Origin of the sequence: Chryseobacterium indologenes (genome assembly GCF_002025665.1) — a bacterium.
Classification (GTDB): domain Bacteria; phylum Bacteroidota; class Bacteroidia; order Flavobacteriales; family Weeksellaceae; genus Chryseobacterium; species Chryseobacterium metallicongregator.
This window is the reverse complement of the sequence record NZ_CP018786.1, coordinates 347,862-361,619: the sequence shown is the minus strand read 5'-3', so window position 1 is coordinate 361,619 and position 13,758 is coordinate 347,862. Positions and strand designations below refer to the sequence as shown.

Below are 13,758 nucleotides of genomic sequence, written 5' to 3'. Positions count from 1 at the left end.
CACATGATGAGAAAAATCTTAAAAGGGATCTTCTTTCTTGTTTTAGGAGCAGGAAAGCTATTTTCACAGGAAACTACTGAAGTCAAGGAATCCAAAGAAGGAAGACTTGATTTTACAGCCAATATTCAGAATAATCACTTATGGAGAGGACTTATTATCACCGATAAGCCTGTGGTAATGGGAAATCTGTCGTATGCCTTGGATGCTGAGAAAAAATGGAAGGTAGGAATCTGGGGAGCTTCTGCATTAGCAGATGATAAGGATAATACTCACTATAAAGAAATCAATTATTACATTCAATATTCTGACGGACGTTTTTATATTGGGCTATGGGATCTTTACAACTCCCGAAACATCAATACTGCAGTAGCTGCTGATGATATCTTCAGCTATTCACAAAAAAGAACAGCTCATATAATTGATTTAAGAACGAACTATACTTTCGGGCCATCATTCCCGATCAATATTGAGGCTGATATCATGCTTTATGGAGGAGCCAATGCAGGAGAAGTAATTCTGGAAGCTGATGGAAGTTATAAAAAGAACAGATATTCTACTTATGTACAGGCAAGCTATCCTGTTATTAAGGGACAGAAAGTCAATCTGGATGCATTTGTAGGAGCCGGATTTGCCCTTAATGACAAAACCTTTTTATATGGCAATGGAAAAAACAGCTTTGACATTGTAAATGTAGGCCTAAAGGCCGGAAAAATTGTTAAGATTACCGATCATTACAGTCTTCCTGTAACCATAATGGCGATGTGGAACCCATCGAATAAGTTTGCAAGGATTCAGCTTGCAGCAACTGTTTTTTAATCCAACTTTAATTCAATTATAGAGAAGCCACTCCTTTCGGGGTGGCTTTGTCATGATTGCTACAATTAAAAGGTAATCTATTTTGCAATATAACAGTTATTCTAAAATACAATAACCGTTTTTTTACGGTAGCTGTTTTGCTTAAAAATCTTTACTTTTGAAAAAAATATCTATGAAAAAGTTTTTCAGTGTAATGATTCTGTGTATTAGTATTTTTACGTGGGCACAGCAGACAGAAGTTCCTTTTATTGGATACAGAGCTTTTGATATTATGAAAGGATATAGCGGCACTGGTACTCCTCATTATTATCTGGATGTAAAAAATAATGGGGACGTCCATTTTGGATATGTTCAAATAAATCAGGCTAGCGGAGAAGAAACAACAGAAGAAATCAATGCTGGTAAATACGCACCTAATAAGGTAATGAAAGTGGTTTTTAAAAAATTTGAAGAAACGTTTTTCGTGAAATTCGATAAAGAGAAAATTTACCTTACCGATGAACAAGGAAATGTTAAGAATCTTGAAGGCTGCTGCTCATCTTCTGACAGCATCAAAAAAGAAACCTGTACATGCGAAAGCGAATTTTTCAAGTAGTACAATAATATAGAGAAAGCCATTCCATCCGGGATGGTTTTCTTGTTGTGAGAAACCACCCCGTCAAATTATAAATTTGCCACCCCTCCGGAGGAGGGGAATAGTTATACAATCTACTGCATTTGAACAAGTCATAATAAGTAAATACAATATTCTTTTGCTTCCTACCTTTAATCACCGGGATTTTACGGTTTATATTCTGCCAAAATATCTTTACTTTTGAAGGGTGATTTACACCAATGAAACATTTTAAAATCTTATTTCTACTCATCTTTTTTCTTATTGTATCATGCAGCAGGAAAGAACATCATTCTTACACATTTTATTACTGGAAAACCAAACTAAAGCTTGATCAAGAAGAGAAAAAAGCATTGGATCAGGCAACTGTTCCTTATTTATATACCAGATTCTTTGATGTAGATAAGGTGAACGGAAAATTTCAGCCCGTTGCTGTTATCACCAAAGACCAAAGTTTTCAGACAGACAAGCAGATTGTTCCTACGGTTTTCATTACCAATCAGACATTACTGGGTATTTCTGCAGAAGAGATCAAATTCCTGGCAGAAAGCATTCATCTATTGGTTCAAAAGAAAACAGAAGTATATCACCTGAAAACTTATTCTGAAATTCAAATTGATTGTGACTGGACCGCCGGAACACGGAATGATTATTTTAAATTTCTGAAAGAACTCAAAAGAGTTTCCGGAAAAGAAATTACCTGCACGCTCCGTCTTCATCAGGTGAAAGATAAAAAGCAGACCGGAATTCCTCCGGTAGAAAAAGTATACCTGATGTGCTACTCTACTTCGTCACCGCTCGAGAACTCTGATAAGAATTCTATCCTGGATGTGAATATTCTGAAAAGTTATCTTTCGAAAATGGAAGATTACCCTATCAAAAATATTGAAGTGGCACTTCCTATTTATTCGTGGGGGATTGTTACCAATCATTTAGGAAAACACAAACTTATTAATGCCTTATCAAAAAGAGATCTGGAAAACTCCAATTTCAAAAAGATTTCAGATCATGAAGTTGAAGTCATGAAAGACGGATTCTACTTTGGAAGCTATTTAAATAAAGGCTTCAAAATAAAGATAGAAGAAATCTCCGAAGAACAGCTTGACGATGTCATTGCCTTTTTACAGAAAAAAATCCCGCATTTTAATATCATTTATTATCAATTAGATAGTAAATTTGTGTTAGACCGGAAATTTTAATCTTTTAAAGATAGAGGCATACTTACCAGAACACTACCATCATACAATATTAAAACTAAAAAAACACTACACACCCTATGAAAAAGTACATTCTTTCACTTGCGGTTGTATCACTTTTCTATACACAATCTGACGCGTGTGCGTGGTCAGATCCTGATTATGATTACTTCAACCTTTTTACACAAACCATCATCAAGGACAAGGCTTATCTTCCTTTTCTGCACAATTATTCAAGCAGATTTTATGGAGGATATAACTCAGCATTGATTCCTGATGACAATGTGGAAACATGGAAAAGGTTCTTCAACAATCAGCTCAGCTATTCTGAAACCCAGAATCTGGTGTATAAAATCAGTATGAACGACCTGAATGCTTTAAAGAGCGGAAATCCAACCAACCCTATTTTACAAAAACTAGGTACAGGATTTTACCAAAAATACAAGGAAGGCATTGATTATTTGATTGAAGCCAAATATCTTGAGCCTTATATGAGCATCAATTATATAGAAAGTGAAAACTCATTCTATTATGACAGAGATGCCAACAGAAAAAATGCTACTGCTCTTGATTACAATAAAACGATCGCAGCTTTGACCTCTTTATACAACGCAGCGAGAAATCCTGAAATCAAACAACGTTACGGATATCAGCTGGTACGTCTGAATCATTATACAAGAAATTATGATTCTGCGGTACAGGCTTTCAAAACATATGTTGCTCCCATCAAACTAAAAGGAACAGTCTATTTCATGTCTCTGGACCAATTGGCAGGAGCACAAAGAGGATTGGAAATGAACAGTGATGCTAACTGGAATTTTTTCCAGGTATTCATGAATAGCAAAGACCGTAAAGAATCTGCATTTGTTTCTATGAAGCTTTCAGATACTGCCTCTTTCAGCAATATCATGAAAAGAGCCAATACGAATGAGGAAAAGAATATGGCTTATTTTCTGTTAGGATATGAAGACTTCAACAATCCTATTCCAATGATGGAAAAGATGTATGAGATCAATCCTGATTCCGAGATTCTGAAGGTAATGGCTGCAAGAAGTATCAATGAACTTGAAAGAAGCTATCTGCCTACGTATTACTATACTTCGGAGGCTCAAAAGGTATCGGCAAAAGAAAACTCTACGGACAACGCTGCAAAAAACAATTCTACAGCTCAAACGAAACCTGAAGTAAAGGAAGAAAAACTTTCTTTCTGGCAGAAAATTGTAAGGTTCTTTAAAAATCTTTTCGGCGGTTCTAAATCTGATAAAACAGGTGATAATGCTAAAGCTGATCAAAGTGATGATGAACTGTTCAGCAATCCGGACAGAATTCCTTTCTATACCAGAACAGGCTATTATTACGATGAAAAAACACAGGACTTCCTGGACAGCCTGGAAAAATTCACAGACAAAACAAAAGAAAAATCTAAGGATGAATACTGGCAGATTGCAGACGCTTATCTTAAGTTTTTAAAGAAAGACTATAAAGAAAGTTCTGAAATTCTGAACGACATCAAAACTACCAATCTGGAATATCTGGAGGAAATCAAAAGAATGAAAGTTCTGAATGACATCGTTTCTCAGCCGAAAATTGATGCAGACTATGAAGATCATCTGATGAAAGAGTATGCAGAATACTTCGTAGACAAAAAGGTAGAAAAAGATACAGCCACTACAGATAATTTCGATTATTATGGCGAAGTACCTTCTACCGCAGATTTCCTTAAAGATGTTATTGCAAACCGTTACTTCCTTCAGGGAGAGGACGGAAAATCATTCCTGATGAACAATAAACTTTCTGATCTCCAATATAACCCGAACTCAAGTCTGGTAAAAAGCGTGGAAGAGTTTTACAGAAAGCCAAATAAAACCCAGTTTGAGCAGCAGATCATCTCAAAAAATATGGACAGTGTAGGCAATATTGATGCCTTCTTCAGTACCATTTATGGAGACAGAGCCATGAGACTTGCCGATTTTGAAAAGGCGAAAGCTTATTATGAAAAAGCAAAAAGCTTTGCAGGAATTCCAAGACAGAATTATGAATGGAATGAAAAGAGTGGACAGACCATCACTCCAAAACAATATGCTCCTGCTGAGTATAACGGGTTTAAAAATATTTCAAACCTTGTCTTCGGGCATAATGTGTGGGAAAGCTTTGGAAGTCCTGATACGGAAAGTATGAAAACAGAAAGTTACACTGATTTCCCTTTCATTAAAACAAGTATGGACAAACTTGAATTGGCAGATGCATTGATTCAACTAAAAAAGATTGGAAACGGCACAGGTGAAAAAGCAGCAAAAGCCAATCAACTCATCGGAAACTTATTATACAATACTTCTATTTTAGGATATTATCGTCAGTTGTTTGTTATGGATATCGACAACAGTAACGGAGGTAAATATGATTTCTGGAATACGGACAGAAAGAATCCTTACAAGTATTATTATAAAAACTTCCTTGATACTTCTTATATTGAACCTGATAATTTTGACCTGTCAATCAATTATTATCAAAAAGCACTTAAACTTTCCAATAATAAAGAGGAAAAAGCAAGAATCTTATTCCAGATGGCAAGTGCTGAACAGGGTAAATATTATCAGTATGAGGCGAAAGCACCAAAAGATTTTGATTATTCTGATCCGAAATGGTCTGAAAAAGAAGAGGCCCGCCAAAAGGAAATGGACCAACTTAAAAACCAGAAATACAGAACCTACTTTGCTCAGCTGAAAGCTCAGTATTCTGACACTGAAACCACAAAGAACCTGATGGGAAGCTGTAGCTATTTCAACTATTTTATGAGATAATACAAACCATAAAAAAAACCTCTGATGACTCAGAGGTTTTTTATTTTGATTTTTTACTGGATTATTTTTTCACAAACTTGGTTGTGCTTTTCTCTTCTTTATTATTGATGGTAATAAAGTAAATTCCTTTCACAAGAGTTCTTACATTAATCTTACCCTCTCCTATTGTTCCTTTTGCAATCAACTGTCCCGGAGCATTGAAAATTTCATAAGATGCATTGGATGAAACATTCATTACATTCAAGACGTCTTCTGCAGGGTTTGGATAAATCTTAACAGATTTTACATTTCCAGCTTCAGAAACTGCCAAAAGACTGGATACCGTAGCTTGCTTCACGGCATAGAAAACATTTCCGATAGCAGAAACTCTCAGGTGAATAGTTTTTCCGGTTAAAGATGCAGGAATGAAAACACTTGCCGATCCGTTATTGGGTACTGATGCAGCCAGATCATTCCAGGTTACTCCACCATCTTCTGTATAATCAATTTTAACATTCGCTACATTATATGGAGAAGCTGTAGTTCCGGAAACCGTCCATGCAATAGCAGAGTTCGCATTAGGAGTCAGTGATGTTGTATTAACGGTAAACGCAGCCGCATTCCCTACAACTACAGTCTGTGTAGTATGAGCAGTCTGAGCCTGTCCTCCCGGTTTATTATCTCTTACCGTTACCCGGAAGTTTGTTGTTCTTGCTACTGTACTTGCAGCTTCAAAATCTGTTGTATTTTTTACAGCACCGCCAAGCACTGTAGCCAGTTTAGGAAAATATCTTGTAGGACTTGCAGTAGGTGCCCAGGATCTGAAATTCGCTCCTGAACTTGTATTTCCGATATTATTTTTGGTTACTCCATTGCCTAAACTGCTCGGATTTACCTGTTCCCAGCAATAGGTCAGTGCATCTCCATCCGGATCTGTAGCTGATGCCGTCAACACAAATGCTGTAGATTTCGGAATGGTATAAGTAGTAGGCATTGCTGTAACCACAGGTGGATTATTGGTAATCGGAGTTTCAATATCTGCTGTTACAGAAGCAAGATTGGTCTGTACCTGCTCAATACTTACATTATGAAAATATACATCGGAATGCTTTTGTACATCTGTATTCGGACCTGTAATTCCTGCATATCCCATGATGGTAGATCCTGAACCTGGTTCTACTTCCTGATTCAGAAAATTTTCGTAGAAACTATATGTATGGGAATCTCCCAATTGGTGCCCGATCTCATGTGCTACAAAATCAATATCAAAAGCGTCTCCACTTGGTGGTAATTGAGCAGTACTGTTTTGGTTCCATGTTCCACCAGCGTAATAATCAATTCCAGGGGAAGTATATCCACTTCCTTTATAATTGCCTGGAGAAGGTGAGTTTTGACAACTAGGATCAATACTTGTAGAGGTATCATTACTTCCGATACAACCGATACAACCGGCACTTCCACCACCCCCTGTTGCTCCAAATAAATGTCCTATATCAAAATCTGCATCTGTAACACCGTATGCTCCTCCATGTAATGTATTCATCAATTCATTATTCCATTTACACATAAGACTGGATTCGCTATAAGGATCATTGGCAGCATCCGTAAATATTAGGTTGGGAGCATTAATCGCATTAACATGTACATTAAATTCTTTTTCAAGTACACCATTCACTCTTGATAAAGTAGCATTTATTTGGGTAAGAGCACCTGCTGCCCCTCCAAAGAAAGCAGTATATTCCCCTGTTACAGACATTGCCAGTCTAAGGGTATGGAATGTTTTATTATTTGATTTGGCTGTAGATCCGGAGTTCATAAGCTTCTGCATTCTAGCAACAGCTTCTTTATCTTCTTTTGTATTACACACAAATGCATGTCCGTTCTTATTAGTCTTCCCATGTACGGAATAATAAGACTTATCAGATGTTGCAGGTTCTATAAATTCATATTGCCCGTCGGCACCAATTATCATAGACTGGAAATCATTGGGAGCAACACTGAAACGGATGTATTTGGTTGGATCATCAGTTCCAATCCCTACATAAGAGCCCAACTGGTATTTATTAGCCAAAGTTTCATCCATAACCGGAAAACTGTTGACGGTAAATTTTTCTATTTTCCCTTCAAGAGTAGGAATATTGATAGTAATGGGAGAACCTTCACCCATTTTAGGAGCTCTTAGCAGCTGTGTTCTTATCTGGTCAATATCAAGCTTGTAGTAAACAGAATGATCACTCTTTTTTATTATTTTCTGTTGAGGCAATCCTCTGCTCCATTGTGCATTTGCGGATATTGCTAACAGAAATATCGGCAAACAAAATAATTTTGCTTTCATATGTTTTTTTTCAATAAAAGTAAATATTTATTGAAACAAACACTAAAAACAAGATTAAAAATTAAAAATAAACACTAAAATCCATAATAACACCAATAAGAGAATTAAAAAAAATCATAATATTCAAAAATATTTAGAAAATTTTTAATTCTGCTTTTTATGTTCCTGTTTCTGCATCCATTCTTCATGTTTTCTTTTAAAGAATTCATACTTATAATCCTGATTTCTTTGTGCTGCATCAATGGAATGAGAAGTATGAATATCAGCATCTTTTTTGGCAAGCTGCCCCAGTTTTTCATAATAGATGTGAAGCTGGTCCAATTCTGCTTCCGTAAGATCTTCAATATCCACAATACGGTTGCTTGCTTTTTCATGAGCCGCAATAAGCTCATTGAGTTTGATCTGTATGGCTTTGGAATCTTTGTTCTGAGCTTTCTGAATCAGGAAAACCATCAGAAAAGTAATGATTGTAGTGCCTGTATTGATTACTAACTGCCAGGTTTCGGAATAGTCAAAAAAAGGTCCTGAAACTGCCCATACTACTACAATAAGAAAAGCTCCTATAAAAGCATACGGACTTCCTGTAAATTTCACAGCCCAGTTTGAAAATTTCTCAAAAATATGATGATCTTTATGACTCATAGCTTTTGTTTTTAAAATAATAAATGTATAAAATTAACGGGAATCAGGAATAATAAACACAAACAAAAAACATTAAGACAGAGTATTGTCTTAATGTTTTCTAATTAAAATTGATATGAATGTGTGAAATATATTATTTGATTTTTCCTGAAAAACGGTTTTCAAGGTTTTGTTTTTCTTCTGCTATCATACTCTTTCCGATTTGAGCAGATGAAAAAGGTTTTGGATAAAATGTGTTATTCCCATGATCCTTCCAGGGAGAAATATTCCCCCAAGAGTATATGCTTTTAGGATTATTGTAACTTTTTTCAATATTTTCTCTGGCTGTTTTCAGTTCTTCATCAGACAAATGCTCTTCGGAACATGAAACTAAACCAGCTACGGCAATCAATGATAAGAATACTGTTCTGGTAATTTTCATAATATTTTTTTGAGTTAGAATTTATAGTTTACCTGTACAGCAAAGTTTCTCGGCTGAATCTGATCAATGTACCCTCCTCTGAAATAAGAATTATATCCTACTGAGTCAAAGATGTTATTGAAGAACCCTCTTAATCCTAATCCATTTTTGAAGGAATATCCTATCTGGGCATCTACCGTAGTATATTGCGGCATGAAGAAAGGTTTTTCTCCTGGCTGAGTTCCATTCACATGGCCATTTTCTGTATTGGTATATTGTTGTTTATAGTCATCCACTGGTCTTTGTCCAACAAAATAGATTCCGGCTCCTACGTCAAGACCTGTTAACATGCCTGTATCGAATTTATAATTCAACCACGCATTAGCAGAATGTTTAGGGGTATTAATAGGTGCTGAACCATTCACAAATGAAGGGCTGTCTTCATATTGCGCATCCACATAAGCCCATCCTGTCATCACTTGTAGGTTTGGAAGAATTTTACCTATCAATTCAACTTCAACACCCTGTCTTTTTAAGTTACCGGCAAGGGCATATTTTCCGGTAGGATTTCCACCATCAAGAAGTTCATATGATAAATTATCTGTCTTGATATCAAAAAGCGTTACATTAAATCTTAATCTTTCATTCAACCAGTCTGATTTAATTCCAGCCTCCCATTGTTTTGTAGTAGATGCTCCTACAGTTCCTCCGCTGAACAATACATTATTGGAACTTCTCAGCGCTGTAGTGCTTGTATAGGAACCAAATATGTTCATATTTTCAATCGGAGAAATCATAATCCCCAATGAAGGATTCCATGCGTAGTCTTTTTCTTTATCTGAGCCAATGAGTCTGCTGTAACGAACTCCTAAATGAGCTTTAACATACTTATTAAAAGTAATGACATCCTGTGCCATTAACCCCATTGTAGGTGCTACTGTATTAATAGCGTTAGCTGTTGATAAGTCTATATTAACTCCTGCAGGAAGAATATTGTTGATTTCATTCAGGACATTGATCTGGTCAACATCTTTTGCTTTATATGAAGTCGTTGTAACATTAGATTCTTTCCAGTCAAAACCTACCTGAAAAGTATGTTTCATGAATCCTGTCATGACATCAGCTCCAATAAAATCGAATTGAAATACTTTATTTAAATCCTCTCTATCAGATCGGGTTAATGTTCTGTTACGGAACTCTGTCGGGTTATCTCTCTTTAAAGGAGCGAGTGCTGCACCTACAATTTCAGTCTGATAAGATGAGCTCATATAAGCCGCTCTTAATCTCAATTTCTCAGTTAGCTTTCTTGTAACTGTTGTTGAGAAGTTGAATGTTTCGGTCTTTGCATTATCTGTAGAAAATCCAAGGAATTTTCTTCCCGGCATTTTGTATATTGCCTCAGTATCTCCTTTGGCAAGGTTTACAGTTCCTCTATCCGGTGTTGTATTGTTATGCATATAATCCATTTCCACCACAATCTCAGTTTTATCGTCCGGGCGGATGGCAATGGATGGATTTACGTAAATACGCTCTGTATTAATAAATCTTCTGAAGCTATTATTATTTTGGTAAGCTGCATTGAGTCTGACAGCAACTTTCCCCTGAGAATCCAATACTCTCTGGAAGTCAACTGTTGGTCTATAGAAATCCCAGCTTCCATATCTGAAACCAACATTCGTCTGATTGATAAATTTAGGAACTTTAGTAACCACATTAATCACTCCACCTGCAGAACCTAAACCGTCACCTATTCCCTGTGTTACAGCAGCAGATCCTTTAATTATCTGAATACTTTCTATTCCCTGCATATCGGTAAGCATTCCTGCAGTACGGAAATCAGAATCCATCTGAACTCCGTTCTTTAAAACCGGAACTCCCCTATATCCTCTGATGGACATACTTTCTCTGGTTCCACCGTAGCTACCGAATTGAGTTACTCCAGGAACATTCTTTGCAACGTCTGTAACCGTTAACCCTCCTAGATCCTCAATTACTTTATGGGAGATTACTGAAATACTCTGAATCTGATCTCTGGTTTTTAATGGCAATCTTGTGATTGTCTCCAAACCTTGCGGCTGCTTTTTTCTTTCACCGAATAATTCTACTTCGTCAATTTCCTTCGACTTTTTAATAGAATCATTAACTTTCTGTGCATTTACAAAAACCCCACCTAATACAAGCAGAGAAAAGGATACTACTTTATTCATCTGATAATTTTTTGCAAAATTATTATTTTTATTAATTCTAAATAAATAAACAACAGTGACATATGTCACCTGAAAAAGAAGGATTAATATCAGATCATTAATCCTTCAGCAGGACTCTTTAAAATCCCTGAACAGATCCACTCTATCATTAAAGGTAATCTCCTTAACACTTTTTATGATTATAGAAAGTACAATGCAAAAAAAAAGCAGATTTGATAGTTTTCAAATCTGCTTTTGATCGTTTTGATTCCGTAAAGCAATCCCTAAAAAAAATCCGTCCCTAAAAAGGAACGGATTGTATAATCATTGCAAAGTATGCATTTATCACACTTTAATTTCAACGTCTACACCTGAAGGAAGTTCTAATTTCATTAGAGCATCAACAGTTTTAGAAGAAGAAGAGTAGATATCCATTAGTCTCTTGTGAGCTGAAAGTTGGAACTGCTCTCTTGCTTTCTTGTTTACGTGCGGAGATCTCAATACTGTGAAGATTCTCTTATTCGTTGGCAATGGAATTGGACCGTTTACAACAGCACCAGTAGCCTTTACCGTTTTTACGATTTTCTCAGCAGACTTGTCTACCAAGTTGTAATCGTAAGATTTTAGTTTTATTCTGATTCTTTGTGACATTTCTTTAATTTAAAAATTAACCTTTTGCTTTAGCTATGATTTCTTCAGCAACGTTTTGTGGAGTAGCTTGGTACTTCTCTAATTCCATAGAAGAAGTAGCTCTTCCTGATGAAAGTGTTCTTAGAGTAGTTACGTATCCAAACATTTCAGAAAGTGGAACAGAACCTTTGATTACAACAGCTCCATTTTTCTCTTCCTGACCACTGATAGTACCTCTTCTTTTGTTAAGGTCACCAATGATGTTACCCATATATTCTTCCGGAGTTACAACTTCCAGCTTCATAATAGGCTCCATAATTACTGGCTTAGCAGCACGTCCCGCTTCTTTAAATCCTAATTTAGCAGCCATTTCAAATGAAAGAGCATCAGAATCCACCGCGTGGAAAGATCCGTCTTTAAGAGTAACTTTAATACCTTCAACTTCGAAACCAGCCAAAGGACCGTTCTTCATTGCAGCTTTAAATCCTTTTTCAATTGCAGGAACAAATTCTCTAGGAACGTTACCACCTTTGATCTCATTGATGAATTCTAAACCAACTTTACCTTCGTCTGCAGGTCCTAGTTCAAATACAATGTCAGCAAATTTACCTTTACCACCAGATTGTTTTTTGTAAACTTCTCTGTGTTGAGCAACTTTTGTTAAGTTTTCTTTGTACTCTACCTGAGGTTGTCCTTGGTTTACTTCAACTTTGAACTCTCTCTTCATACGGTCAACAATGATATCTAAGTGAAGCTCACCCATACCAGAGATAATCGTTTGTCCAGAAGCTTCGTCAGTTCTAACCGTAAACGTTGGATCTTCTTCAGCCAATTTTGCTAAAGCGTTACCCATTTTATCCTGGTCAGCTTTAGTTTTAGGCTCAACAGCGATACCAATTACCGGATCAGGGAAAACCATCGATTCAAGAACGATTGGGTTTTTCTCGTCACACATTGTATCACCAGTTTTGATAGACTTGAATCCTACTGCTGCACCAATATCACCAGCTTCAATATATTCTACTGGGTTTTGCTTGTTAGCGTGCATCTGATAGATTCTAGAGATTCTTTCTTTATCTCCTGAACGAGTGTTCAAGATATAAGAACCAGCATCCAGTCTTCCAGAGTATGCTCTGAAGAATGCTAATCTTCCCACGAACGGGTCAGTAGCAATCTTAAATGCTAGAGCAGAGAAAGGCTCATCTACAGATGGCTTTCTTGTAATTTCAGCATCTGTTCTTGGGTCAGTACCTTTGATATCATCTTTATCCAATGGAGAAGGAAGGTATTTACATACTGCATCCAACATAAACTGTACTCCTTTATTCTTGAATGAAGAACCACAAGTCATTGGGATAATAGATAAATCGATAGTAGCAGCTCTCAATGCAGCATTGATTTCTTCTTCTGTAATTGAATCCGGATCTTCGAAGAATTTCTCCATCAAAGTTTCGTCATATTCAGAAACAGCTTCTACTAGTTTCTCTCTATATTCAAGAACTTCATCTTTCATATCTTCAGGAATTGGCACTACTTCGAAAGTAGCTCCTTGTCCTGCTTCATCCCAGATGATCGCTCTGTTTTTAATTAAGTCAACAACACCTTTGAAATCTTCTTCAGCACCGATTGGTAAAACGATTGGAACTGCGTTAGATCCTAACATTTCTTTAACCTGGTTTACCACGTTAAGGAAGTCAGCACCTTGTCTGTCCATTTTGTTTACGAATCCCATTCTTGCAACTTTGTAGTTGTCAGCAAGTCTCCAGTTTGTTTCAGACTGAGGCTCTACTCCATCTACTGCAGAGAATAAGAATACCAATCCATCCAATACTCTTAAAGATCTGTTTACCTCTACTGTGAAGTCAACGTGTCCCGGTGTATCAATGATGTTGAAGTGGTAAGGCTTAGTATCAGCTAGAGGTTTTCCTTGATCTGTTGGAAAGTTCCAAGAACAAGTGGTCGCTGCAGAAGTAATAGTAATACCTCTTTCTGCTTCCTGCTCCATCCAGTCCATTGTAGAAGCACCATCGTGAACTTCACCAATTTTGTGGTTTACCCCTGTATAGAATAGAATCCTTTCTGTAGTGGTAGTCTTACCTGCATCAATGTGAGCAGCGATACCAATATTTCTTGTAAATTTAAGATCTCTTCCCATTTCAG

The 13,758-nt window shown here is 36.6% G+C and carries 10 protein-coding genes; 4 read left to right on the top strand and 6 right to left on the bottom strand.

Translation table 11 applies throughout. The features are described 5' to 3' along the window. Positions 1-3: 3 nt before the first annotated feature. From BUE84_RS01550 to BUE84_RS01535, 4 genes are all read left to right on the top strand, one after another. A complete protein-coding gene (locus BUE84_RS01550; RefSeq protein WP_079240239.1) occupies positions 4-816 on the top strand; it encodes a hypothetical protein in 813 nt (270 codons plus the stop codon). A 172-nt stretch (positions 817-988) separates the two neighbouring features. Further along, positions 989-1,411 (top strand): hypothetical protein, encoded by a 423-nt coding sequence (locus tag BUE84_RS01545; protein ID WP_079240238.1) that lies wholly within the window; start codon positions 989-991, stop codon positions 1,409-1,411. A gap of 239 nt (positions 1,412-1,650) precedes the next feature. Further along, complete coding sequence (locus BUE84_RS01540; RefSeq protein ID WP_079240237.1) at positions 1,651-2,628, top strand: hypothetical protein; 978 nt, start codon at positions 1,651-1,653, stop codon at positions 2,626-2,628. A 77-nt stretch (positions 2,629-2,705) separates the two neighbouring features. Then, positions 2,706-5,426 carry a hypothetical protein gene (locus tag BUE84_RS01535; RefSeq protein ID WP_079240236.1) on the top strand — a complete coding sequence of 907 codons (2,721 nt, stop codon included), beginning with the start codon at positions 2,706-2,708 and terminating at the stop codon, positions 5,424-5,426. Between the two features lie 61 nt (positions 5,427-5,487). Here the strand turns inward: BUE84_RS01535 and BUE84_RS01530 are convergent, their stop codons facing one another. The 6 genes from BUE84_RS01530 to fusA form a co-directional block, all read right to left on the bottom strand. Further along, entirely contained in the window at positions 5,488-7,719 is a 2,232-nt protein-coding gene (locus tag BUE84_RS01530) for a zinc-dependent metalloprotease (RefSeq protein ID WP_238594346.1), read from the bottom strand. 165 nt (positions 7,720-7,884) lie between these two features. Then, a complete protein-coding gene (locus BUE84_RS01525) occupies positions 7,885-8,382 on the bottom strand; it encodes a low affinity iron permease family protein (RefSeq protein ID WP_079240234.1) in 498 nt (165 codons plus the stop codon). A gap of 133 nt (positions 8,383-8,515) precedes the next feature. Further along, complete coding sequence (locus BUE84_RS01520) at positions 8,516-8,803, bottom strand: hypothetical protein (protein WP_079240233.1); 288 nt, start codon at positions 8,801-8,803, stop codon at positions 8,516-8,518. A gap of 14 nt (positions 8,804-8,817) precedes the next feature. Further along, a complete protein-coding gene (locus BUE84_RS01515; RefSeq protein ID WP_079240232.1) occupies positions 8,818-10,989 on the bottom strand; it encodes a TonB-dependent siderophore receptor in 2,172 nt (723 codons plus the stop codon). 324 nt (positions 10,990-11,313) lie between these two features. Further along, positions 11,314-11,619, bottom strand: a complete 306-nt coding sequence (gene rpsJ / locus BUE84_RS01510; RefSeq protein ID WP_002661363.1) for a 30S ribosomal protein S10 — start codon at positions 11,617-11,619, stop codon at positions 11,314-11,316. Positions 11,620-11,635: 16 nt separating this feature from the next. Then, positions 11,636-13,753 (bottom strand): elongation factor G, encoded by a 2,118-nt coding sequence (fusA, locus tag BUE84_RS01505; protein ID WP_079240231.1) that lies wholly within the window; start codon positions 13,751-13,753, stop codon positions 11,636-11,638. Positions 13,754-13,758 lie beyond the last annotated feature (5 nt).